This window comes from Mycobacterium sp. C31M (assembly GCF_053345865.1).
The window spans coordinates 67,536-91,917 of sequence record NZ_JBKFAX010000001.1 but is presented as its reverse complement, the minus strand read 5'-3'; the positions used below and the strand labels follow the sequence as shown (position 1 = coordinate 91,917).

The 24,382-nt window shown below is 68.4% G+C and carries 20 protein-coding genes; 10 read left to right on the top strand and 10 right to left on the bottom strand.

Annotation, left to right across the window (positions count from 1 at the left end; all coding sequences use genetic code 11):
- The first annotated feature begins 1 nt into the window (after position 1).
- Entirely contained in the window at positions 2–1,852 is a 1,851-nt protein-coding gene (gene cysN, locus ACLBYA_RS00455; protein WP_447707390.1) for a sulfate adenylyltransferase subunit CysN, read from the top strand.
- Positions 1,849–2,589, top strand: coding sequence for a 3'(2'),5'-bisphosphate nucleotidase CysQ (locus tag ACLBYA_RS00450; protein WP_447707389.1), 741 nt, complete (start codon positions 1,849–1,851; stop codon positions 2,587–2,589). Before cysN ends, ACLBYA_RS00450 begins: the two co-directional genes overlap by 4 nt.
- Here ACLBYA_RS00450 and ACLBYA_RS00445 read toward each other — a convergent pair.
- On the bottom strand, positions 2,586–3,047 hold the full coding sequence (locus tag ACLBYA_RS00445; protein ID WP_447707388.1) for a DinB family protein: 462 nt from the start codon (positions 3,045–3,047) through the stop codon (positions 2,586–2,588). The genes ACLBYA_RS00450 and ACLBYA_RS00445 overlap by 4 nt on opposite strands.
- Before the next feature lie 39 nt (positions 3,048–3,086).
- Here ACLBYA_RS00445 and ACLBYA_RS00440 point away from each other — a divergent pair, with 39 nt between their 5' ends.
- On the top strand, positions 3,087–3,662 hold the full coding sequence (locus ACLBYA_RS00440; RefSeq protein ID WP_447707387.1) for a hypothetical protein: 576 nt from the start codon (positions 3,087–3,089) through the stop codon (positions 3,660–3,662).
- Positions 3,663–3,704: 42 nt separating this feature from the next.
- On the top strand, positions 3,705–4,367 hold the full coding sequence (locus ACLBYA_RS00435; RefSeq protein WP_447707386.1) for a pyridoxamine 5'-phosphate oxidase family protein: 663 nt from the start codon (positions 3,705–3,707) through the stop codon (positions 4,365–4,367).
- Here ACLBYA_RS00435 and ACLBYA_RS00430 read toward each other — a convergent pair.
- Positions 4,361–7,171 (bottom strand): FAD-binding and (Fe-S)-binding domain-containing protein, encoded by a 2,811-nt coding sequence (locus tag ACLBYA_RS00430; protein ID WP_447707385.1) that lies wholly within the window; start codon positions 7,169–7,171, stop codon positions 4,361–4,363. The genes ACLBYA_RS00435 and ACLBYA_RS00430 overlap by 7 nt on opposite strands.
- Positions 7,172–7,222: 51 nt before the next feature.
- On the opposite strand from ACLBYA_RS00430, the gene ACLBYA_RS00425 reads away from it, so the two are divergent.
- Together ACLBYA_RS00425 and ACLBYA_RS00420 are read left to right on the top strand one after the other, a co-directional pair.
- On the top strand, positions 7,223–7,960 hold the full coding sequence (locus tag ACLBYA_RS00425) for a GntR family transcriptional regulator (protein ID WP_447707384.1): 738 nt from the start codon (positions 7,223–7,225) through the stop codon (positions 7,958–7,960).
- Positions 7,961–7,989: 29 nt separating this feature from the next.
- A complete protein-coding gene (locus tag ACLBYA_RS00420) occupies positions 7,990–8,466 on the top strand; it encodes an Rrf2 family transcriptional regulator (protein ID WP_447707383.1) in 477 nt (158 codons plus the stop codon).
- Here ACLBYA_RS00420 and ACLBYA_RS00415 read toward each other — a convergent pair.
- Entirely contained in the window at positions 8,459–9,088 is a 630-nt protein-coding gene (locus tag ACLBYA_RS00415) for a TetR/AcrR family transcriptional regulator C-terminal domain-containing protein (protein WP_447707382.1), read from the bottom strand. The genes ACLBYA_RS00420 and ACLBYA_RS00415 overlap by 8 nt on opposite strands.
- A gap of 80 nt (positions 9,089–9,168) precedes the next feature.
- Between ACLBYA_RS00415 and ACLBYA_RS00410 the strand changes: the two genes are divergently transcribed.
- Positions 9,169–10,071, top strand: coding sequence for an alpha/beta hydrolase (locus ACLBYA_RS00410; RefSeq protein ID WP_447707381.1), 903 nt, complete (start codon positions 9,169–9,171; stop codon positions 10,069–10,071).
- Complete coding sequence (locus ACLBYA_RS00405; RefSeq protein ID WP_447707380.1) at positions 10,058–10,711, top strand: maleylpyruvate isomerase family mycothiol-dependent enzyme; 654 nt, start codon at positions 10,058–10,060, stop codon at positions 10,709–10,711. Before ACLBYA_RS00410 ends, ACLBYA_RS00405 begins: the two co-directional genes overlap by 14 nt.
- An 11-nt stretch (positions 10,712–10,722) precedes the next feature.
- Here the strand turns inward: ACLBYA_RS00405 and ACLBYA_RS00400 are convergent, their stop codons facing one another.
- Genes ACLBYA_RS00400 through ACLBYA_RS00390 form a run of 3 tightly spaced genes read right to left on the bottom strand, consistent with a single transcriptional unit; the run spans position 10,723 to position 13,572 of the window.
- The gene (locus tag ACLBYA_RS00400) at positions 10,723–11,595 is read right to left on the bottom strand and encodes a DUF4097 family beta strand repeat-containing protein (protein WP_447707379.1); all 873 of its coding nucleotides are present in this window, start codon (positions 11,593–11,595) and stop codon (positions 10,723–10,725) included.
- 37 nt (positions 11,596–11,632) lie between these two features.
- A complete protein-coding gene (locus tag ACLBYA_RS00395; protein WP_447707378.1) occupies positions 11,633–12,277 on the bottom strand; it encodes a response regulator transcription factor in 645 nt (214 codons plus the stop codon).
- Positions 12,265–13,572 carry a sensor histidine kinase gene (locus tag ACLBYA_RS00390; RefSeq protein WP_447707377.1) on the bottom strand — a complete coding sequence of 436 codons (1,308 nt, stop codon included), beginning with the start codon at positions 13,570–13,572 and terminating at the stop codon, positions 12,265–12,267. Before ACLBYA_RS00390 ends, ACLBYA_RS00395 begins: the two co-directional genes overlap by 13 nt.
- Before the next feature lie 128 nt (positions 13,573–13,700).
- On the opposite strand from ACLBYA_RS00390, the gene ACLBYA_RS00385 reads away from it, so the two are divergent.
- Positions 13,701–14,606 (top strand): LLM class flavin-dependent oxidoreductase, encoded by a 906-nt coding sequence (locus tag ACLBYA_RS00385; RefSeq protein ID WP_447707755.1) that lies wholly within the window; start codon positions 13,701–13,703, stop codon positions 14,604–14,606.
- Here ACLBYA_RS00385 and ACLBYA_RS00380 read toward each other — a convergent pair whose 3' ends face one another.
- The 4 genes from ACLBYA_RS00380 to ACLBYA_RS00365 form a co-directional block, all read right to left on the bottom strand.
- Complete coding sequence (locus ACLBYA_RS00380; RefSeq protein ID WP_447707376.1) at positions 14,607–14,966, bottom strand: hypothetical protein; 360 nt, start codon at positions 14,964–14,966, stop codon at positions 14,607–14,609.
- Between the two features lie 277 nt (positions 14,967–15,243).
- Positions 15,244–18,216: a PQQ-dependent sugar dehydrogenase gene (locus tag ACLBYA_RS00375; RefSeq protein ID WP_447707375.1), complete on the bottom strand. Its 2,973-nt coding sequence runs from the start codon at positions 18,214–18,216 to the stop codon at positions 15,244–15,246.
- Between the two features lie 179 nt (positions 18,217–18,395).
- The gene (locus ACLBYA_RS00370; RefSeq protein ID WP_447707374.1) at positions 18,396–18,743 is read right to left on the bottom strand and encodes a hypothetical protein; all 348 of its coding nucleotides are present in this window, start codon (positions 18,741–18,743) and stop codon (positions 18,396–18,398) included.
- A 146-nt stretch (positions 18,744–18,889) separates the two neighbouring features.
- Positions 18,890–20,023 carry a serine hydrolase domain-containing protein gene (locus tag ACLBYA_RS00365; RefSeq protein ID WP_447707373.1) on the bottom strand — a complete coding sequence of 378 codons (1,134 nt, stop codon included), beginning with the start codon at positions 20,021–20,023 and terminating at the stop codon, positions 18,890–18,892.
- Between the two features lie 190 nt (positions 20,024–20,213).
- On the opposite strand from ACLBYA_RS00365, the gene ACLBYA_RS00360 reads away from it, so the two are divergent.
- Positions 20,214–24,359, top strand: coding sequence for an Ig-like domain-containing protein (locus ACLBYA_RS00360; protein ID WP_447707372.1), 4,146 nt, complete (start codon positions 20,214–20,216; stop codon positions 24,357–24,359).
- Positions 24,360–24,382: the final 23 nt, after the last annotated feature.

Below are 24,382 nucleotides of genomic sequence, written 5' to 3'. Positions count from 1 at the left end.
CATGGCAACGCTTCTGAGAATCGCCACCGCAGGCTCCGTCGACGACGGCAAGTCCACACTGATCGGCCGGCTGCTGTTCGACTCCAAGGCCGTCATGGAGGATCAGCTGGCCGCCGTCGAGCGGACCTCCAAGGAACGCGGAAACGACTACACCGACCTGGCTCTGGTGACCGACGGCCTGCGCGCCGAACGCGAACAGGGCATCACCATCGACGTCGCCTACCGGTACTTCGCCACCTCCAAGCGCAAGTTCATCATCGCCGACACCCCGGGCCATGTGCAGTACACCCGCAACATGGTCACCGGTGCCTCGACGGCGCAGCTGGTGATCGTGCTCGTGGACGCCCGGCACGGGTTGCTCGAACAGTCCCGCCGGCACGCCTTCCTGGCCTCGCTGCTCGGTATCCAGCACATCGTGTTGGCGGTCAACAAGATGGATCTCGTGGACTGGGATGAGGAGCGGTTCAACAAGATCCGCGACGACTTCCACGAGTTTGCGGCCCGTCTGGACATCCACGATGTCACCACCATTCCGCTGTCGGCGCTCAACGGCGACAACGTCGTCTCCAAATCCGATGTGGCGCCCTGGTATGAGGGCCCGGCACTGCTGAACCACCTCGAAGAGGTGTATGTCGCCGGTGACCGCAACCTCGTCGATGTCCGCTTCCCGGTGCAGTACGTGATCCGGCCGCAGACCCACGAGCATGCGGATCACCGCAGCTACGCGGGTACCGTCGCCGGCGGCGTCATGCGCATCGGCGACGATGTCGTCGTCCTGCCTGCCGGAAAAGCCAGCCGCATCACCGCGATTGCGGGGCCGTCCGGGCCGGTGGACGAGGCGTTCGCCTCGATGGCGGTGTCGATCAGCCTCGCCGACGATATCGACATCTCGCGTGGCGACATGATCGCCCGGCCGAACAACCAGCCCGATGTCACGAGTGAGTTCGACGCCACCGTCTGCTGGATGGCCGACGGAGCCGCACTGGAACCCGGCCGCGATTACGTCATCAAGCACACCACCCGCACCACCAGGGCCCGGGTGACCGCACTGGACTACCGCCTCGATGTCAACACGCTGCACCGCGACAAGAGCGCAACGGCGTTGAAGCTCAACGAACTCGGCCGCGTCACCCTGCGCACCCAGGTGCCGCTGCTGCTCGACGAGTACTCCCGCAACCCGGCGACCGGATCGTTCATCCTGATCGACCCCGATACCAACGGCACCGTCGCCGCCGGCATGGTGCGTGACACCGAACCCGCCGCCAATCGGGCCGCCAGTCCCAATGCGGTGCGCCACCAGAACCTGGTGACCGCCGACGACCGGCTGTCCAAGGGGTCCACAGTGTGGTTCACCGGTCTGTCCGGATCCGGAAAGTCCTCGGTGGCAATGCTCGTCGAGCAGAAGCTGCTGGCAGCCGGTCGCCCGGCGTACGTGCTCGACGGGGACAATCTGCGGCACGGCCTGAACGCCGATCTGGGCTTCTCGATGGACGACCGCGCCGAGAACCTGCGCCGGCTGGCCCATATCGCGACCCTGCTGGCCGACTCGGGGCAGATCGTGCTGGTCCCGGCGATCAGCCCGTTGGAGTCGCATCGCGAGCTGGCCCGCACGGTGCACACCGAACAGGGATTCGACTTCTACGAGGTGTTCTGCGATACCCCGCTGGAGGATTGCGAACGCCGCGATCCCAAGGGTCTCTACGCTAAAGCTCGCCGTGGTGAAATCACCCACTTCACCGGTATCGACAGCCCCTACCAGCGGCCGAAGAACCCGGATCTGCGACTGACGCCGGACCGGCCGTGTGAGGAGTTGGCGCAGGAGGTTGTCGACCTGTTAAGCAAGCGGTCATGAGCGAAAACGACCATGAGCTGGCGGCAAGACTCGCCACCGAAGCGGGTGAACTCCTGCTCGGGGTGCGGGTCGAGTTCGCCGACGCCGAGGCCGCCGACCGGAAGGCGGCCGGGGACAAGAGCTCCCACAATTTCCTGATGGCCGCCCTCGCCGAACACCGGCCCGGTGATGCCGTGCTGTCCGAGGAAGGGGCCGACGACAAGGCCCGACTGCGGGCGAACCGGGTCTGGATCGTCGATCCGCTGGACGGCACGCGTGAGTTCTCCGAGCTGGGCCGCGAGGACTGGGCTGTGCACGTGGCCCTGTGGGAGGCCGGCGAGCTGATCGCCGGCGCCGTCGCGTTGCCAGCGCAGGGCATCACCCTGGCCACACCGACCGTCGCCGCCCCGTCGGCCGCGCCGGGGGCTCCGCGGGTCGTGGTGTCGCGCACCCGGCCACCGGCGCTCGCCTTGGCGGTCAAGGACGCGCTCGGTGGCACCCTGGTCGAAATGGGTTCGGCCGGAGCCAAAGTCGCATCCGTGGTGCAGGGCATTTCCGATGTCTATGTGCACGCCGGCGGGCAGTACGAATGGGATTCGGCGGCCCCGGTCGCCGTCGCCCGCGCCGCCGGCCTGTTCACCTCGCGCATCAACGGGTCGCCGCTGGTCTACAACCAGGACAACGTCTCCTTGCCCGACCTGATCGTGTGCCGGCCGGAACTGGCCGACGCGGTCCTGGCGGTCACCACCGCGCACTAGCGTCCGGTCGCGCCGTCGATCAACTCGCGCAGGATGTCGGCGTGTCCGGCGTGCCGGCCGGTCTCCTCGATCATGTGGGTCAGCGCCCAACGGACACTGGGCGATCTGCGGCCCGGCACCGGCTCGGACAGATCGGTGCAGTGATCGAGCACCTCGTTGGCCCGCGCCACCGTTTCCCGGTAACGCGTCACGATATCGGCGACGCTGTCCCCGTCGGCCGCCCGGAAGGTCGCCGGCCAGTCGGTGATCTGAGCGCCGAGAAAGATCCACCGTTCGACGACGGTGACGTGGTTGAGCAGGCCGAGCAGATTGGTTCCCGACGGCACCAGCGCGGTGCGCACCTGCGTCTCCGGTGCCCCGTCGACCTTCGCCGCGATGGAGTTCCGCAGGTAGTCGAGAAAACCGCGCAGGGTCTCGACCTCGCTGCCGCCGGTACGTGGGGGCGGGGTGTCAGCCATGCCACCAGTGTGGCAGCCGGGCGTCGGCACAATGGAGCCGTGCGCACGTGGCTACGCAGACAGTGGAATGACTTCGTCGGACCCGAGGCGACTCGCACCGACAACACCATCACCCTGACCCTCGGCGCGGTGGGCAGCCTCGCCGCGCACCGGCTGTCCCGGCACAAGCTCGGCACCGGCGACGAACTGGTGGTCGATGCTCTGGCCGGTGACCTGTGGGGCGGACTGTGGGCGAACAACACCCGGGCCTGCGCCCGGTGGTACGAACGTCCGGGGCAGACCGACCGGGACCATCTGAAGTTCGCGGCCGCCCATCTGCACCCGGCCGCGATCGCCTGGGTGGACCGCGGCGAGCGCGACGGCAGGGCCGTCTGGGCCGCCGCGCACTACGCCTACCTGCTCGCCTCCACCGCGCTGATCCGGTCGGTGCCCCGGTACCGTCGGCTGCTGGGTGTGGCCGGCACGGTGGGCGGTATCGCGCTGGATCGGGCTTTGGGGCCGTCCAGCGCGATGCCCTGGTTCGCGCCGGTCTTCTACGGCAAGCTGCTGCTCGGGCACGCCTCGGCGGCCCGATGGACCGACACCGAGCTCACGGCACCGCCGACGCTGCGGTAAAACGCGGTGCGAAAGACGCCGCGACCGACCAAGCTGTCACCCGTGAGTACCGAACAGCCACAAACTCGGGTGACCCGTCTGCGGGAGAAGCAACAAACCGATCGCGCGGGCTTGGACGCGCTGCTGGACAGCACGCCGTTGGCGACGGTGGCATTGATCCGCGACGGACATCCTGTCGCCTTCCCGATCGGGTTCGCCCGCCTCGGTGACGATCTGGTGATCCACGGCTCCACCGGCTCGCCGTGGTTGCGGGCGCTCGCCGACGGCGCGCCGGCCGCCGTGTCGGTGACGACGCTGGACGGAGTCGTGGTGGCGCGCAGCGGGTTCGAGTCCTCGTTCCACTATCGCAGCGCCACCCTGTTCGGGGTGTTCGAGACGGTGTCCGACAAACCGAAGTCTCTGGAGGCGTTGACCGACGCCTTCATCCCCGGCCGGGTCGGCGAATTACGCCCCAGCACCCGCCGCGAGTTGTCGGCCAGCCTGGCGCTGCGGCTGCCGATCACCGCCGACAACTGGTCGCTGAAGGTCAGCGACGGCTGGCCCGAGGACCCGGACGAGGACATCGCGGCCGGGGCCTGGGCGGGCGTGGTGCCGCTGACGGTCGAATACGGCAACCCGCAGCGGGCACCGGACTGCGACCCGGGGATACCGGAGCCGGCATCGGTGCGGTCGATGACGGGTCCGTTGCGCAGCTGGGTTCACTGAGGCAGCCGCGCGGCCAACAGCTGCGCCAGGTGCACACCGTGCCGGTCGGTCAGATCGTCGAGCTGTGTCCGGCATGAGTACCCGTCGGCCAGCACCGCCGTCTCGGCACCCGCAGCACGGACCGCCGGCAGCAACTGCTGCTCGGCCACCGCGACCGACACCTCGTAGTGTCCCTTCTCGACACCGAAATTACCTGCCAGGCCACAACATCCGCCGAGCTTGGTGACCTCGGCGCCGGCGGCCTGCAGCAGCGCGGCATCGGGACTCCAGCCCAGCACCGCGTGGTGGTGACAGTGCGGCTGCGCGACGACCTGCTCGCCGGCCAGCGACGGCGGCTGCCAGCCACGCGCGGTCAGCAGTTCGGCCAACGTCCGCGTCGCAGCACCCACCGGCGCCGCAGCGGGCCCGATCAGTTCGGCCGCGTCGGCGCGCAACACCGCGGTGCACGAGGGTTCCATACCCACGATCGGCACGTCACGGTCGGCGAAGGGCCGCAGCGCATCGACCGTGCGGCCCAGGATGCGCCGCGCTGCGTCGAGCTGACCGGTTGATATCCAGGTCAATCCGCAGCACTGCTGCTTGTGGGTGAGCCGCGGCGCATAACCGGCGTGCTGCAGGACGCGCACCGTGGCGATCCCGACCTCGGGGGTGAAGTAGTTGGTGAACGAGTCGACGAACAGTGCGACCTCGTCACCGGGACTGTCGGCAGGGACGTTGGCGGCGAACCAGGACCGGAACGTCTGCCGCGCGAACGGCGGGATGTGCCTGCGGGCATCGACACCCGCGGCGGTGAGCCCCATGCCGCCGACCCGCCGCGTGACCGCGTTGACAGCGCGGGGTGCGACGGCGGCCAGCATTGCCCAGCGCGGCAACCAGCCCAGCGAATAGTGGGACATCGGACGCAGCCGGCCCATGTAACTCTGGTGCAGCACCTCGGATTTGTAGGAGGCCATGTCCACCCCGGTCGGGCAGTCCGAGGCACATCCCTTGCAGGACAAGCACAGATCGAGCGCCTCATGCACCTCGGGGGAGCGCCAGCCGCCGGTGACATCGGTGCCGTTGATCATCTCCTGCAGCACCCGGGCGCGGCCGCGGGTGGAGTCCTTCTCCTCCCGGGTGGCCAGATACGACGGGCACATCACCCCACCGGTGGTGATGTTGTCGGCCCGGCACCGTCCCACCCCGGTGCAGCGGTGCACGGCCTGGGTGAAATCACCGCCGTCATGGGCGTATGCCAGCGCGAGATCGCGGCGGATCGACGGCGCCGCCGGGATCCGCAGATCGGCGTCCAACGGTGCCGGGTCCACCAACACCCCCGGGTTGAGCAGATTCTCCGGATCGAAGGTCTGCTTCACCGCGGACTGCAGGGCCAGCGCCTCGGGGGAGTACATCAGTGGCAGCAACTCCGACCGGGCCCGACCGTCCCCGTGCTCGCCGGACAGTGACCCGCCGTAACCGGCGACCAACTGCGCCGCCGCGAACAGGAATTCACGGAACACCGCGGTCCCGCCGGGGCGGTCCAGCGGCAGGTCGATCCGGATGTGCATACACCCGTCGCCGAAATGCCCGTACGGCATCCCGGTGACGTCGAAATCGGCCATCAGCGCGTCGAAGTCACGCAGGTAGTCACCCAGACGCTCCGGCGGGACGGCGGCATCCTCCCAGCCGGCGTGCGCGGGCCGGCCCCGAGCACTGCGCGCCGACAGGCCGGCACCGTCCTCCCGGATGCGCCACAGCGCCGCGGCCCGGGTGGAGTCCTCGACCACCAGGTAATCCATTGCGGCGCAGGTCGTCCCGACCCGTGCGGCGCGGTCCCGGGCCTGCGCCAGCGTGTCGCCGACCACCTCGATGAACACCCACGCGCCGCCGTCGGGCAGCGGCGGCACGGCGGCAACGCCCTTGCGCTCCCGCACGATATCGACGATGCGCGAATCGATGCCCTCGCACGCCGTCGGGTGGTGTTCCAGAATGGCGGGGGTGGCGTCACCGGCCGCCGCGATATCCGGATACCCCAGCACTACCAGCATGCGGTGGGCGGGCTCCTCGACCAGGCGGACGGTGGCCTCGGTCAGGACGGCGAGGGTGCCCTCGCTACCCGCGATCAACCGGCTGACGTCGAATTTGTGCTCCGGCAACAGGTTCTCCAGTGCGTAACCGGACACCTGGCGGCCGAACCTGCCGAACTGGGTGCGGATCGTGCCGAGTCCGGTGCGGGTCAGTGCCTCCAACTCATCGAGCAGCGGCGACACCGGACGTCCGGAGCCCAGCGTCAACTCGGCACCCGATGCGGTCAGTGCGCGCACACCGACGACATTGTCCGAGGTGCGTCCATAACCCAGAGCCCTTGACCCACAAGCGTTGTTACCGATCATCCCGCCGATGGTGCAGCGGGTGTGGCTGGACGGATCCGGTCCGAACCGGAGGCGGTGCGGTGCGGCGGCACGCTGCAGGGCGGCCTGCACGACACCGGGTTGTACGACGGCGGTGCGGGTCTCGGCATCGACCGACATGACGGTGTTCATGTAGCGGCTGAAGTCCAGCACCACCCCGGCACCGATCGCGTTGCCGGCGATCGACGTGCCGGCACCCCGTGCGGTCAGCGGGACGCCCTCGGCTCGGCAGACCGACAGTGCCGCCGCGACCTCGCCCGCATCGCGGGGGAAGACGACTGCCTTGGGGGTGACCCGGTACAGCGAGGCGTCCGAGGAGTAGGCCGCCCGCGAGGTGGCGTCGACGCGGACGTCACCGAGGCCCGCCACATGGAGCGCATCCCGAAGCGAGTCCACCGCCGCCGAACGTAGCATGCTACAAACCCTAGCATGCTACAAACGCCCCGACATTGCTAGAGTGCGGCCATGAGCACGGCGGAGGAGGCCCCGCTGCAGCTGGCGCCCCTGCCCGCCGCGGACGGCAGGCGTACCGAGCAGGTCATGGAGGCGGTGCGTGCCGCCCTCGACACCGGCGTCCTGCAGCCCGGCGTGAAGTACTCGGTGTACCAACTCGCCGCCGCGCTGGGCATCTCGCGCACCCCGGTGCGGGATGCGCTGCTGCGGTTGGAGGAAGTCGGCCTCATCCGCTTCGAGGCGCGCCAGGGATTCCGCATCCAACTGCCCGATCCACGCGAGATCGCCGATATCTTCGCCATCCGACTGGCCCTTGAGCTGCCGGCGGTCGCCCGGGCGGCCCAGCGCTGCGATGGCGACCTGGCGACCCGGCTGCAGCAGCGGATGGAGAGGATTCAGGCTGCGGCGGCAGCCGGTGACGTACGCACCTTCGCCGCGCAGGACCAACTGCTGCACGACGACATCCTGGCCGCCGCCGGTAATGCCCGGGCGCGGGTCATCGTGCGGTCCATGCGCGAATCGACGCGGCTGCTCGGTGCCACGACGCAACGCACGATGGCCGAGATCGATGCCGAGCACCGGCCGATCATCGCGGCGATCATCGGCAACCGGCCACCGGATGCCTTGCACGCGATGCGAACTCACCTGACTTCGACGGGCCGGCTGCTGGTCGCCCAGGCCGTGCATGATCAGCGTTATGACGTCGAAGCCGACCAGATCTGGGCCGATGCCGTCGGCGCTGCACCGTAACGACCGCGGGCAATGGCAGAATTCGCGGTATGCGGATGTCGGCGAAGGCGGAGTATGCCGTCCGCGCCATGGTCCAGCTGGCCACCGCCGCGCCCGGTGACCTGGTGAAAACCGATGATCTGGCCAAGGCGCAGGGCATCCCGGCGCAGTTCCTGGTCGACATCCTGTCTGATCTGCGGACCGATCGGCTGGTACGCAGTCACCGCGGCCGCGACGGCGGCTACGAACTGGCCCGGCCGGCGGCCGAGATCAGCATTGCCGATGTCCTGCGCTGTATCGACGGCCCGCTGGCCAGCGTCCGCGATATCGGACTGGGCGATCTGCCGTACTCCGGTCCGACGGCGGCGCTTACCGATGTCTGGCGGGCCCTGCGGGCCAGTATGCGGTCGGTGCTGGAGGAGACCAGCCTGGCCGATGTCGCCAGTGGGGCCCTGCCGGATCACGTCGGCGCACTTGCCCGCGATTATCTGGGCCAGGAGTCCGATCGCGGACACGCGCCTAGCTGACCGCTGCGGCGATCCCGGCCACCAGCATCTGCAGTCCGCGGTCGAAATCCTGCTCGACCGGGGTCTCCATCGCCACGCCTGCCAGCTCGGCGATATGCGGAAACTCGTTGCCCGCCAACGTCCCGATATGTTCGGCGGCCTCCCGTGCCGAGGTCGCGCCCCGGCCGAGTGGACCGGCCAGTTCGGCCTGCGCCGCGCCCGTGACCAAACCCAGCACGGCGTGGAATGCGGCCAGCCGATCGCGATCTGACAGGCCGGCGCGGTTGAGCGCCGCGACGAGCGCGTCGGCGACCGCGAACCCGGTCGCCGAGGACATCCGCCGCGTCAGCACGAGCGGCAACGCCGCGGGGTGGGCGCGCACGCCCCGCCACATCGCATGGGCGACGGCGTGGACATCGGCGCGCCAGTCGTCGGTGGGAGCGGGGATCGAAACGTCCGCGACGACCGCGGCGACGACGAGCTCTTCCAGGCCGGTCTTGTCGGCGACGTAGTTGTAGACCGTCATCGGTCCGGTGCCCAGGGCGGTGGCGAGCGCCCGCATGCTCAGGGCGCCGAGTCCCTGCTCGTCGACGATGCGTAACGCGGTCGCGGCGATCTCGTCCGCGGTGAACCGTGCGCGCATGATCACCTGACCTCTTGACAAGTACGACGTACGTGTTGGAATCTACCTCATACGTACAACGTACTTATTAGGTAGGTGTCATGTTGACCTCGATCCCCACTCGACGAATCGACTTCCTCTCCCGCGGTATACGGTGTGCGGGTTGGCTGACCATCCCACCGGATGCCGTTCGGCACCCCGCCGTGGTGCTCGCACACGGACTCGGTGCCACCCACGACATGATGCTGGCCACCTACGAACAGGCCTTTGCGGCCGCCGGAATCGCCACCCTGGCCTTCGACTACCGACATACCGGTGCCTCCGGCGGTGAACCACGGCAACGCATCTCGATCCCCGCGCAGTGCGACGACGTGCGCGCGGCATTTGCGTGGCTCACCGCGCACCCGGGCATCGACGCCCGCCGGGTCGGGCTTTGGGGGACCAGCCTGGGCGCGATGAACGTGGTGCGCGCCGCGGCCGGCCACCCCGAGGTGGCGGCCGCGATCATCCAGTGCCCCATCGTGTCCGGGCCGGGGGCCGCGCGGCGCCTCGGTGTCCGGCACGCCCTGCGGCTGACGCCGTTCATCCTTGAGGACCTGCTGCGCCGGGCCGTCCGCCGCGGCCGCCGGCACATCCCGATCGTCGGGCCGCCCGGCACCTCGGCGCTGGTCACGGTGCCCGGCGCGCTGGAGGGATGGAACTCCACCGTGCCGGCCGGCGGCGAGTTCGACAACCGCATCACCGCCTCGGATGCGTTGACGATGATCACCACCTCCGCACTCCCGGCGGCACGCCGTGTTGCGGCGCCGATCCTGGTGTGCGCCTGTGACCAAGAAACCCTGATGAACCCGGCGTACGCGATCCGGGTGGCCGAGAACGCCCCGAACGGCACGGTCAAGCGGTATCCGTCGGACCATTTCGCGATCTACCATCCGCCATTGGTCGACGGTGTGCTGGCCGACCAGATCGCCTTCCTGCGCGAGCACCTCGATGTCCGTTCGTGACCGGCTGCGCCGCAACGACACCCGGCTGCTCAAGGTGCTCTCGACATTCGATGCCGCCGAGTGGGCGGCTCCCAGCCTGTGCGACGAGTGGACCAACCATGAGGTCCTCGCCCACCTGGTTGTCGGAATGAGCACCGGGGTAGCGGCTTTCGTCGCCGAGCTACGGCGCCACCGCTGGGCATTCGACCCGGCCAACACCACGTTGGCCACCACACTGGCCGCTGCCCGTCCGCCGCGGGAACTGCTCGACGACTTCCACCGCCTGGTCGCACAACCCCGCGGGCTGGGTGTGCTGTTCCCGAAGTGGTTACTGCTCGGCGACCACATCACCCACGAGCTCGATATGCTCTATGCACTCGGTCGCGAGCCCGACATTCCGGTCGAGGATGTTGTCGCGGTGCTGAACACCCAAGTGACGCTGCCGAATCCGTTCGTGCCGGCCTTCCGCAACAGCCGTGGCCTGCGCCTTCGCGCCACCGATGCGGACTGGTCGCATGGCAACCGCGGGCCGGGCGTTTCGGGCCGAGCCGCCGAACTGGTGACGGTGTTGGGGCACCGACCCGCGGTGCTGGCGCGGCTACACGGCGACGGGGTCGCGGTGCTGCGCCACCGCCTCGATGCCCAGGTACCGAGGCGGTAGCCCCGCACAGATCAGCGCCCGACGGCCCGGTTCGTCTCCACCGACACCTCGCCGTTCTCCGAGCGGGCGGTGACCTCGGCGACGGCGCGCGCGGCGTCGGTGGTCTCGGGCACCCGCACCAGGGCGGTGCCCTCACCGGACTGAGCGCGCACAAGGTACGGCCCGGGCGGGGGCAGCGCGATGGACACGTCACCGTCGCGGGTGCTGGCATCGATGCGCGCCGGCGCGTCCGAGAATCGCACCTGCACATCGCCGTCCAGGGTGGACGCGATGAACGACTCACCCACCGAGATCGGCTGGCGGGCCCGGATATCGCCGTCCTGGGCGCGTACCTCGATGCGGCGCACCGCACCGCGCAGCAGCACCGAACCGTCGGCGGTGGTGGCGGTCAGCTCGTCCAGGTCGGCCTCGGCGAGCAACACCCCGGTCTCCTGCCGGACGGTCACCGCCAACTGGCGGCCCAGCTCCGGCGGGACCGTGACGGTGACCTCGCCGGGATCGCCCCAGGCCAGGAAGCCGGTCTGGGCGGCCACCCGGACCAGAGTGCCGTTGGCGTCATTGGTGACCGTCAACTCCTCTCGCTCGCGACGGTCGGTGGTCACCATCCGCACGTCCACCCGGGGTTCGGTGGCACTGCTGTCGGAGACGATCCGTACCGCCATCGGTGACGCGGCGGTGTCGACGGTCAGCGTCCGCATGGTGGCCGGCAGGGTGTGGTGGTCGGTCACCAGCCGGAAGGCGCTGAGTCCCACCGCGGCGGCGGTCAGCAGCGCGAGCGTGATGACGATGACCGCCACCCCGGCCACGATCAGTGCGGCGCGGACCGCGGTGCGTCCACCCGGGGACAGCGGCGGCGGGCCGGCGGGCGGAAACGGTTCGTTCATAACGGTGGTCACGAGTGTGCCTCTCGGTTCGGCGGGGTCAGGATTCCAGGAAGCGCAACACGGCAAGCACCCGCCGGTTCTCGCTGTCATCGTGGCTCAACTGCAATTTGGTGAAGATCGACGCGATGTGCTTCTCGGCGGACCCCACCGAAATATGCAGGCCCGCAGCAATTGCCGAGTTCGTCTTACCCTCGGCCATCAGCTGCAGCACATCGCGTTCGCGGGTGGTCAGAGCATCCAGGGCGGCCCGGCGCCGGGAGCGCACCAGGATCTGGGACACCACCTCCGGGTCGAGCACCGTGCCCCCGGAACCGACCACCTCGACGGCATCGAGGAACGCCGGCACATCGGCCACCCGATCCTTGAGAAGATAGCCGAAACCCTTGGTGTCCGAGGCGATCAGATCCGCGGCATACCGTTCCTCGACGTAGTGGGAGAGCACCAGCACCGGTGATTCGGGATTCTGCGAACGCAGTAGCGCGGCGGCGCGGATCCCTTCGTCGGTGAAGGTGGGCGGCATCCGCACGTCCAGGATTGCCAGTTCGGGGTGATGCTCGTTGACGATCCGCAGCAGACCGGTGGCATCGGGTACACCGGCGACGATCTCGTGTCCGGCGTCGGTCAGGATGCGTTCGATCCCGGCGCGCAGCAGCGCCGAGTCCTCGGCGATCACGATGCGCATGGCAGTACCGCCGTCACGATGGTGGGGCCGGTTGCGGGGCTGGACACCTCGAACGTGCCGCGGGCCGCGCGGACCCGTTCGGCCAGCCCGCGCAGGCCGGTGGCGTCCTCGTCGGTACCGATATGGGCACCGCCGCGGCCGTCGTCGAACACCGTGACATACAACGAGTTCGACGCCTCGTCGGCGCGGACCGTCACCACCGCCTGGCTGGCGCCGGCGTGCTTGGCGACATTGGTCAACGCCTCGGCCACCACGAAGTACGCGCACGCCTCGACCTCGGCGGGCAGTCGGGCGGGCAGATGGATGTCGAGTTTCGTCGGGACCCCTGCGTTTTCGGTGCGCTGCACGACGGCCGACAGCGCGGCGTCCAGGCCGCGGTCGGCCAGGATGGTCGGGGCGATACCGCGCACCACATTTCGCAGTTCGGCCAACGTGCTCATGGCCTCGGTATGTGCCTCGGAGATCAGCTTGCGGGCCGCGGGCGGGTCGCTGTCCAGTTTGGTCTGCGCCAGCCCGATCGTCATTGCCAGCGACACCAGTCGCGGCTGCACACTGTCGTGCAGATCGCGTTCGATGCGGTGCCGTTCGGTCTGTGCCGAGGTCAGCGCACCCTCGCGGGCCTGCGACAGCGCGCTCACCTCATGCTGCAGCGCCGTGGTCGGCGACGCGGACAACAGCCACCGGTCGATCCTGGCATCCAATGCGGGCGCGAAGATCAGGATCGTCACGGCCACCGCCAGGGCGAGTACCGCCAGCACCCCGGTCAGCGCCGGCGAGATGAACCGCAGACCGGCATCGTCATCACTGCGCCGGATCGCCAGGGCCGCGGCCGGGCCGAGGAACACAAACACCAGCGACGCGACGGCCAACCCGGTGGCCAGCATGTCGTAGGTCATCCGTAGGAAGTGATGGGCCGTCGATTTCCAGAAGCGGGCGCTGCCGGCGTCCAGCCACTGCTGGTGTGCCCAGCCCTGGAAGCCGGTGTAGTGCGTCAGCCGGCGGCGCGGCACCGCGATCTGCATGCCGAACACGGCCTCGCTGCGGATCCGCTCCACCCATTCCACACCGCGCATCAGGTAGATGAACACCACGGCGGCGATCAGGAAACCGACGATCGAGAAGATCGACGACACCCCGATGATCAGTATGGACAGGGGAATCCAGAACCACACCACGGCGAGGAAGGCGCCGGTGACCATCGACGCGGTGGGTACGACACCGATGTGCTCGATGCGGCGGCGTGCCGGCTGATCTGAGGTGACGGTGACTGGTGGATCGGACGTGATTGCGACCATGTGACCAACCTATGGACCGGGAGCGGCCTGCGACACCGCGTTTCCCCGCGAGCCTGGTGGGGGATAACCCCCGCAAATGCCCGGGCCGCGCCCGCGTGCATGTCAGAATCGCCGACGTGCGAGTCGGAATGACGATGCCGGTGATGGAACCGGACCTGAACGCGGCAACCCTGCGGACCTGGGCGAAGGTGATCGACGACGGACCGTTCTCGGCGCTGTGCTGGGGAGAACGGATGGCTTTCGACAATCCGGACTCGCTGACCTTGCTGGGCGCGTTGGCCGCCTGGACCGACCGGGTGCGGTTGGTCACCACGGTCATCGTCCCGCAGTTGCACCACCCGGTGGCGTTGGCCAAGGCACTGGCCACCGGCGATCTGATCAGCGGTGGCCGGCTCACGGTGGGCCTGGGTGTGGGTGGCCGCCATGAGGACTACCACGCCGCGGGTGCGGATCCGGCGACCCAGACCATGCGCGGGATGGCAGAGCGGGTGGCGGTGATGCAGCGGGTGTGGGCGGGGGAGAAGGTCACCGACTCGGTGCTGCCGGTCGGGCCGCCGCCGGTGCAGTCGGGCGGCCCCGAACTGATGGTCGGCACCATCGGCCCCAAGACATTGCGCAGCGCGGCCGGCTGGGCCTCGGGGTTGGCCGGCACCACACTGGACCTCGATCTGGACAAGCAGAACGAACTCTACGACGTGGCCCGCGACGCCTGGGCCGCCGCCGGCAAGCCCAAACCTGTTCTGGCGACGTCATTCTGGTTCGCGATCGGCGAACCCGAGGCCGCTCGGGCCCAGGTGCATCGGCACTTGTTGCGCTATATGAACTGGATTCCGGCGGAGTTCGTCGACGCCATCGCCCCGACGACCGGATGGTCGGGCAGTCAGGACGAACTGCTGCAGACCCTGCGCGGGTTCGCCGCCATCGGCACCGACGAGGTGCACCTGATCCCGACATCGGATGACATCGGGCAGGTGCACCGCGCCGCCGAGGTGGTCGCCGAACTGCAGTCGCAGGCGGCGACCGGCACGGGGTGATCAGGGGGCCAGCGGTGTCCAGTCGCCGATCGGCGGATCGAAGATGAACTCTCCATCGGATTCGAGGTTGAAGGGTGCCGCCTTGGAGCCCGGGATGGCCTCCATGGAGTCGGCGACCTTGCCCTGAGCGCACACCACGTCCATCTTGCAGTCGCGCACGACACCCTGGGCCTGCACTTCGCCGTACGGTGCGGCCCGTACGGCGTTGTCACCGTCGTGCGCCGGGGTGTCGATGGTGACCTCCGGCGTCGGGGAGATCTCGGCAATGTCGGCGTTGGCCACGCCGGCGCCGAGACTGATCAAGCCGGTGGCGGCCATCATGCCGAGCGCGGTCAGGGTGAGCGATCTGGTGACGGTCATCGGGTGGTCCGTTCGTCGTTGTCATCGGAATTGATGACGTGACGGTACGGAGACGATCGGGCCCGCCGCGAGCTGAAACGGCCGTTTTCAACCACCTCGCACAAAGCCGACCGCAAAACCTCAGATATCCCTAGTTATCTGTGGCTGAGCTTCGCATCAGCTGTGTGACCTGCGAATTGCGATCGGTACTGTGTCTGACTGGATCGGCGCCGGAAAGTTTGGCAAATGCGCGCCGGGATGCCGGCCGACGTCGGCCGGCATCCCAACGCACCCAGGATCAGACGGGCAGCACCGCGGGGGACAGCACGTAGTTGACCGTGAAGCTGCCGTCTGTGCCCGGTGCGGTGATCGTCTGGGTGGCGCCGCCGCCGTGGTCCCAGGTGCCGAACACGTACTGCTGCCCATTGATGGTCTGCGGTGAGATCGCGCCCAGTGTCCGCTCCACGCCGACCACGGCCTGCTCGGTGTAGGTACCGGTGTGCGGGATGCCGTCGAGGGTGTACCGACCGCCCGGGACATTCGAGCCGAAGGTCAGTGTCACCAGGTTCGGGTGAATCTCCTTCTCCACCACGGTTTTCAGGCCGCTGCTGTCGGTCACCGTGAGCACCACGTTGTACCAGGTGTTCGACAGCTGGTGGAAGTCGACCGGGATGTCGAAGCTCAGGTCGGGCCCGGTGACCTCGTTGATGAACGGGTGGGTGTGATCGGCGTGGTGGAAGACCACCTTCCAGGAGAACGCGCTGTCCGCCAGATCGCCGTCCTGCGGATCGGTGCCGATGGCGCTGAACGACACGGTGTCCCCGGCGTTGTACTTGTAGTCCTCGCCGGCCGGCACGTCGAAATCGGCGACCGGCGGGGTGCTGCCGACCACGATCTGCTGGGTGGCGACACTCTGCTTGCCGCCCTCGTCGGTGACCGTCAGGGTGACGGTGTAGGCCGTGTAGGAACCCGTGTTGGTGAAGGTGGCGGTCGGATCGACATCGGTCGAGGACTGGCCGTTACCGAAGTCCCACGAGTAGGTGAGGGTGTCGTTGTCCGGGTCGGTGGAGCCGCCGGCGTCAAAGTTGACTGTGAGACTGCTGCCAACCCCCGAAGTTGCCGACGCACCGATCACCGCGACCGGAGTCCGGTTGCCGCCGGACGGCGTGATGATCGACAGGGTGCCCGGATAGATCGTCAGCTGGTAGATCTCACCACCCGGACCCTGGGTCAGCTTGACCGCCGAACCGGCACTGGTATCGAGGGTGCGCTCACTGATCAGACTGGTGTACTCGTCGTCGAAGGTCAGCTCCCGGATCCAGCCCAGTGAGTAGTCCGCGATCCACACCTTCTTCTGGCCGGCCACCGGGTTGCCGTCGTCGTAGACCATGACCGCGGTGATGGACCCGTTCCCGGCGCCCTCGGCATGCGGGTAGGCGTACAGCGGATCGGCGAAACCACTTCCGGGTTCGGCGCCCTCGGTCAACGGCCAGCCGTAGTTGGCGCCGGGCTTGATCAGGTTGAGCTCTTCCCAGTCGGCCTCGCCGACATCTCCGACGAGCACGGCGCCGTTCTCCGGGTCGACGGCGAACCGGAACGGGTTGCGCAGCCCCAGGGCGTAGATGCGGTTGGTGTTCGGGTCGCCGCCGACCTCGTAGAACGGGTTGTCGACGACACCGGACCCGTCGCGGTTGATGCGCAGGATCTTGCCGTGGATGTTGGTCAGGTCCTGCGAGTTCTCGCTCGGTCGGGTGTTGTTGCCGACGGCCCAGTAGAGGTACTGGCCGGTCGGGTCGAATTCGAGCTCGCCGCCGTGGTGGAAATCGTTGGCGAGCAAGGTGGATTCCACCAGTGTCTGCTCGTCGGACAAAACCGTGCCGACCAATTTGAAACTGGACAGCTGATCGTAGTTCTGGGCGTTGGTGTAGGCGACGTAGATGGTCTGATAGCCCTCGGCGGTGCTGTCCCAGAAGTTCGGGTCGACCTCGATGCCGATCAGGCCGCGCTCGCCGTTCGCGGTCACCACCGAGAGGTTGGTCAGTGTGGTCAAGGTGCGGGTGTGCGTGTCGTAGAGCTTGATCGCACCGCCCTTCTCGGTGATCAGGATCTGATGCACATGGCTGTCGTCACCGTCGTGGGTGATCAGCTCGAAATCCGTCGGCTCCTGCAACCCGGAGATCAGCGTGGTGCGGTCGAACTCGTCGGGCAGGCCGACCCGCTCCTGGCATTCGGCGAGGAATGCGCCCACCTGAGCCGAGATGTTGCGTCCCCACGGCGAATTGCCGATATCGGCGACCCACTGCGTCGCATTTGTGGTGACCTGGTTGACCCACTGACCCAACAGTGAGCGGTTGAATGCGGCCACGGCGTAGTCGACCTGCCGGCGCGCCCAGCCGAGCACCGTCCACAAAATAGTGTTCTGCAGAGGGTTGGCCGGAGCGGTGCCGGTGGCGGTGGCCGGGTTCATCAGATTGTTCAGGAAGCCCAGGGCGCCGTTGATCAGGGTGCAGGCGCAGGTGATGACGGCCCGCTGAGTGCCCACGAACACCTGATTTGGGGTCGGCAGATGCAGCGCCGTGCCGATCGCCTTGCCCCAGTCCGCCAGTGAATTCGGCGCGGCGGCGCCGGCGGCGTGCAGCGGGGTGACCATCGCGGCCATGGTGTTCGGGCCGGTGGTGTCCGGCCCGCCGGCCTCAGGTTGGGTGACCGTCAGCGCAGTGGTGGTGTCCTCGGCGTGGTCGGTGGGACCGGCCGACTCGGGCAGGGTGTCGACAGGGGACTCGGGTTCGGTCGGCATGACCGGTTCCGTGGGCTCTGCGGGTGTCGTGGGTTCGGTGGGTGTGCCGCCCCCGGAACCGGTTTCGGTCCCCTCGCCCTCGCCGGTATCGTCCTCGGGCTCGGGCTCGGGCTCGGGCTCGGGCTCGGGCTCGGGCTCGTCCTCGTCCTCGGGCTCGGATTCGAGATCGTCCTCGTCATCGGTGCCGAGGGTATTGACCGTTCCGCTACCCGTACCGGCGCCCGAAGTGCCTGTGCCGGTGCCGGTCCCGGTGGTGTCACCACCGGTCGACTCGCTGCTCGACGAGGTTGATGTCGTGCCGCCCGTGGTGTCGGCCCAGGCGACGCCGCCGTTGCTCGCTACGGCGCCGAACACCCCGAGCGCGAGGGCCAGCGCCCCGACGCGGCCGACGTACTTGGCGTACGTTGTTGCAGAAGGAAGATCGCCGTTGTTGCTGACGTGCAGGCAACTACGGCGCGAAAGGACAGAACCCACCCCAAAGACCCCCGGAGATCGTGTGAACGCACCAGTTGAGGTGCAGACTTAGATTCTGCACCAGGGGTCGGACATATGTGAGTTAGTTCGGCATGAATTGCCAAAAGGTTAACCGGACGTGTCGCGAAGTGGACTCCGATGGGCGGCAGCCCGCCGTGATCCGGCGGCCCGCCGGCGGATCACCAGTCCGAGATCGGCGGATCGAAGACGAACGATCCGTTGCTCTCCAGGTTGAACGGGGCGGCGCGGGATCCGACGACGGCCTTGGTGGTATCGCGGACCTCGCCCTGGGCGCTGATCTCACCGGCATCGGCGAGGCGGGTCTCGCCCTGTCCTCGGGCCTCGCCGTAATCGGCTGACCGCAGTGCGTTCTCGTCGATCAGCAGCGCCTGGCGGCTGGTGACCGCGGGGGAGGGGGCGACCTCGGTGACGTCGGCGCTCGCGACGGCACTGCCGAGGCTCATCAACGCCGCGGCGGCGGCGATCGACCCCAGGCCCAGGGCCGTGATCTTGGTGGTGCCGTACATGTTCGGTGTCCCTTCATCATGCAGTCCGGGGGGACTGATGGCGAAGACGCTACGGCGGAAATCCGCTCCGTGGCGGGTCGGAGGAGTCGTTCCCAACGACCTCACAGCAAACCGGAGACCAGTCCCCAGACAACCGGGGAAAGCTGTCAGGACGCTGCGAGATCGTAGGGATGGTCCGGTGTCACGATCGCGGTGATCGCCCTCGCGATCTGCCCGGCGGCGTGGTTCTCGGGAATGTCGGAGTTCACCGAGACGGTCAGCGTCGCATCGCGCACCGGCAGGTAGACGAGCACCGTCGTATAGCCGGGGATGTCGCCGTTGTGGCCCAGCCACCCGTGGGTGTCGAAGATCGCGAAGCTGTAGCCGACACCGGGGGCGGCCGGGCTCGGATCGGCCAACCGCTGGGCCGCGGTGGCGGGCTGCAGCAGTGTGCCCGTCCCCAGTGCCTTGGCCCACGATCTCAGATCAGCCGTGGTGGAGACGATCTTGCCGGCCGCGTCGGCCCAGGACGGATTCCAGAACGTCGCATCCAGTATCCCGCCGGTCGGCGGTTCGACATAGCCGTGTGCGAACGGGGTGGGCAGCGCACCGTTGGGTGGGTAGGACGTCTGGTTCAGTCCGACGGGGGCAAAGATGTTCTGCCGCAAGTACTCCCCGAACGGCAGTCCGCTCACCTTCTCGACCGCCAGCGCCAGCAGTACCGTGTTGGTGTTGCTGTACTCATAGTCGGCCCCGGGTGCGAAGTTGGGCGGATGGGCGAAGGCCACCGCGAGCAATTGCGCTGGGGTATAGGCGAATGCGTCCGGTCCCGCCGGGGCCTGGGCCATCAGATCGGCGACCCATTCCTCGTCATCGCTGTAGTTGTAGAGGCCGCTGCGCATCCGGCCCAGCATGTCCAGGGTGATCTCATCGCCATTCGGTACTCCGGCGACGTATTTGCTGATCGGATCGGTCAGCCGGAGCCGGCCTCGATCGACCAGTTGCAGCACCGCGGTCCCGGTGAAGGTCTTGGTGACACTCCCGATCCGGGTGTGGTGCTGCAACGTCAGCGGCTCGCCCGTGGCAGTGTCCGCGACACCGACGGCGGACTGGTAGTCGACGGTGCCCGGCACCACCACCGACACCAGTGCACCCGGCACACCCATCTCGTCGACCAGGGCGGTGATCGCCTGGTCCAGACGGCTGGACAGGTCGGGTTCGGCGGTGGCCGACGGAGCCGCCGAAGCCCCGATCACGGCGAGCACGGCAACCAGGCTGACGGTACGTCGACGTATGCCCACAGCGACCTCGTTCCGCATGTCCGGGAAGTGGCCTGAGCATAGCCGCGCGGAAGCGGGTTCGGCCAGGTCGCGCAGGTTGCCTGCGAGGTCTCAGCAAATTGACAAAGGTGACAACGGGGCCCGCTCCCGCGGCCTACACTGCGCAGCGATTGCAAAGTTCGGCAAAGTCGGCCGGCGAGTGGGAGTGAACATGCACCTGCGGTACGGCAGATACGTCGGACGTATCGGAGCACTGGCGGTCGCGCTCGGGATCGGGTCGGCGGTGGCCGCCCCGGCCGGGGTGGTGTCGGCGGCTCCCGAGGACACCACAGCCACATCGAGCGAGAGCACGCGCGACACCGATACCGACACCGAAACCGCGACCGATACCGTCGGCTCCGAGCCGGCAGACGCCGACGAGTCCGACACCGTTGCACCGACCGACCCGGTGGACACCGAAGACGACGAGTCGGCACCCGACACTGCCGCCGCACCCGACGACGGCGAGCTCGGCCCCGAGAACGAGCCCGCGCCCACCCGCAAGCGCAAGGCCCGCACCGTCCGCACCGCCGGGCCCGATGCACTCCGCCACGAGGCCCCGCCGGCCGCGACCTACACCTCCGCCCGGATCGACGAAGCGATCGCGCCGCCCGACACCCCGGTTGCTGCGGTGGCGCCCACTCAGCAGCCGGTGATCGACATCCCGGCGGCATCGGCGAAACCCGTCGTCGCCAACCCGATCCAGGCCGTCGGAGCGTTGTTCGCCGCCGCGGTACGGCCCCTGCTGACTTCGCTGCTCGGGGTGCTCGACGATTGGTCGGCGCAGTCCCCGCTGGCCTGGGCGCTGGTCGCCGCGGCGCGCCGTCAGCTCGGACTGCCCGAACCGGACGGGTCGCAGGTCCGGGCTGCGACCGTCGCCGCCGCGAATCAACCCCCGACGGCAACCGTGGTGTGGGGCCGACCCGATGCCACCACCGGCACCGTCGTCGGCAAGCTCCTCGCCACCGACCCCGAGGGCAAGAAAGTCGCCGTCACCGTGACCGGCAATGCGATCCCCGGGACCTTCGCCTACAACGCCAAGTCCGCCGTCATCACCTACACCCCGACCACCGCACAACGGTTCGCCGCCTCGGCGTCGGCGACCCCCGAGGACACGGTCACCATCACGCTCCGGGTGACCGACGGCGTGACCGCCGTCGACGTACCGACCCACATCCCGGTCAGCCCGTCCCCGTTCTTCTTCGCCGGCAACCTGATCGCCGACGATCCGTCCGCGCTCACCGTCGTCGGCACCCGCGCCTATGTCACCGACCGGGCGACCGGCACGGTCGCGGTGTACGACACGGTCAAGAACACCCTGCTGACCACCTACCAGGCCGGGCTGGTCAACCCCGATGGCATTACCGCCAAACGCGACGGCACCCGGCTGTACGTGTCGAGTTCCACCGGCAACAAGGTCACCGTCATCGACGCCAAGACGGGAGTGCTGAAGGGCACGCTCACCATCGCCAACCCGACCGCCATCACCATCAACCCGAGCGGCAGCACCGTCTACGTCGCCAACGGCGCCGCGGGAACCGTCACCAAGATCAGCACGTGGAACAACAAAACCGCCGGCACCGTCCGGCTGTCGGCCGGGATGACACCGACCGAGCTCACCGTCAGCGCCGACGGCAAACGGATCTTCGTCGCCGGGGCCAACGGCTCCGGCGGCGAGCTCGCGATGTTCGGTTCATCGGCGAGCGTCGCCACCCGCCTTGCCGATACCGGCTCGGCGCCAACAGGTCTGGTATTCAGTCAGGCGCTGCAGCGTGCCTATGTCACCGATGCCGCAGGCAATCTCACCGTCTACGACACGGTGACCAAGATCGCCGGCGTCGTGCCGATCGGTCAACCGCTCTCAGGCTTGGCGATCACCAATGACGGCAGCGCGGTGCTCGTCACCACCGGATCGGGCATGGTCGCGGCGCTCGGCACCGCCGACGGCGCCATCCTGGGTGTCGCCGGAATCGGCACCACCACAGCCCATCCCGCCCTCACGGTGAGTCCGGACGGCACCCAGCTGCTGGTCACCGATCCCGTGTCCGGCACCGTCCGGGTCATCTCGCTGGTACCGCCGAACATCGCACCGTTCTCCAACGATCCCGTGTATCAGGTCAGCAATCCTGCGACCGGCGCACTGACCGGGAAGGTCGGTGTCGTCGACTTCGACGGCGACCCGCTGACCCATGTTCTGACCGTCAAACCGACCAAGGGCAAGCTGACGCTCAACGCCGACGGCACCTACGTCTACACGCCCACCGCCGCCGCCCGGCATGCCGCCGCGAAGGCCGGTGCCGCCGCGGCGACCGACACCTTCACGGTGTTGGTCTCCGATGGCCGCAACGGCACACTGGCCCAGACGATCACGGTGACCATCGCCCCGGCCAACAAGGTGCCGACGGTCACCACCGCGGTGGGTAATCCCAGCGGATCGGCGGGTGTGGTGAAGGGAGCCATCAAAACCGCCGACGGGGACGGTGACAAACGCACCGTTGCCGTCTCTGCTCTCCCTGCCAGGGGTACCGTCACCCTCGCGTCGAACGGGGCCTTCACCTACACCCCGACACCGGACGCCCGCGCCGCAGCACTGGCGCCCGGCGCCTCCTATGCCGCCCGGATGGACTCGTTCACCGTCACCGTGGACGACGGGTTCGGCGGTGTCGTGCCGGTGACCGTCAACGTCCGGATCGGCGCCGCCAACGTCAAACCGGTCTGGGCCACTCCCGTGACGGGCATCCCGAACTCGCGCTCCGGGCTCATCGACGGCGTGTTCACGGCCACCGACGGCAACGGCGACCCGGTCAGCTACACCGCGGGCAAGACCACCAAGGGCACCATCACCATCAACGCCGACGGCACCTTCAGCTACACTCCGACGGCCGCCGCCCGGGCAGCCGCCTCGAAGAAGGGTGCCAGCGCGGCCACCAAGTCCGAGACCGTCTCCATCACGGTGCGCGACGGCTTCGGCGGCACCACCACGGCGTCGGTCAAACTCGCCATCGCACCCAACCCACTCACCAACAGCGCCCCGACCAACGGCCATGACACCCAACAGGATTCCTCGGCCGCGATCGGTACCGTCACCGGAACCGTGCACGCCGACGATGCCGACGGGGACACCCTGACCTATACGCTGAAGACCGGCCCGGCGCACGGTGTCGTGACGCTGAGTCGCACAGGCGCTTTCACCTACACGCCGACCGTGGAAGCGCGGTACCGGGCACTGATCACCGACGACGAGGACACCGATACCTTCACGGTCACCGTCGCCGACAACTTCGGTGGCACCACCACCGCGACAGTCGCAGTCGCCATCGCGCCGCCCGCACCGGCGGCGATCGACCAACGCGCCACCACCGTGGCCGTCAACACCCAGCAGATGTACTTCTACTCCCAGGCGGATACGGACAAGGCGCTCGGCCTGCTCAAGGACGCCGGGGTCGACACCATCCGGATCATGCTGCCGTGGGCCGGTGCCGAACCGCAGAACGACAGCTACGACTGGGGTGCGGTGGACCGGATGGTCGACAGCGCCAAGGCCCACGGGATCAAGGTGCTCGCCACCATCAATTCGACACCGGACTGGGCCGCCGTCCCGGGGCAGCCGCCCTACGCCGGCGCCCCGGCCGATGTGGTGGCCTTCGGCGAGTTCGTATCCGCGGTCGCCTCCGGGTATCAGGGCAGGATCGCCGATTACGAGATCTGGAATGAGCCCAACTACAACGGGTTCTGGGCGCCGACCCCGGACGCGGCCACCTATACCGCTCTGCTCAGGATCGCCTACACCGCCATCAAGAACGCGGACCCGGACGCGACGGTGATCGGCGGGTCGGTGGCGGCGGTGGCCGAAGGGCCGGGCGGTCCCGGCGTCAACCCGGTGACCTACTTGTCGCAGATGTATGCCGCGGGCGCGGCGGGCTACTTCGACGCGTTGGCCTTCCATCCATACCTGTACTCGGTGCCGTTCTCGGTGCAACAGGGCCACGCCGGGGTGCCGTTCACCCAGGCGCAGCAGCTGTACGCGGTGATGGTGGCCAACGGGGACGGGCACAAGAAGATCTGGGCCACCGAATACGGCCAGCCCGCCTCCGAGGGCGGCGAGGCGACCCAGGCCGCCTATGTCGGCGACTTCCTGCGTGCCTGGCGCACACTCGAATTCGCCGGACCGGCCTTCATCCACACCATCGCCGACTATCCGCACGACTATCCCGATCAGGCGACCATGGGCCTGTTCCGTGCGGACTGGACGCCAAAGCCGGTGGTGGCAGTGGTGGCCCAGGTGATCGCGGAGAACACGGCGATCAACGCCGTGTGACCGGATGCATGTTTCGCCGGTGA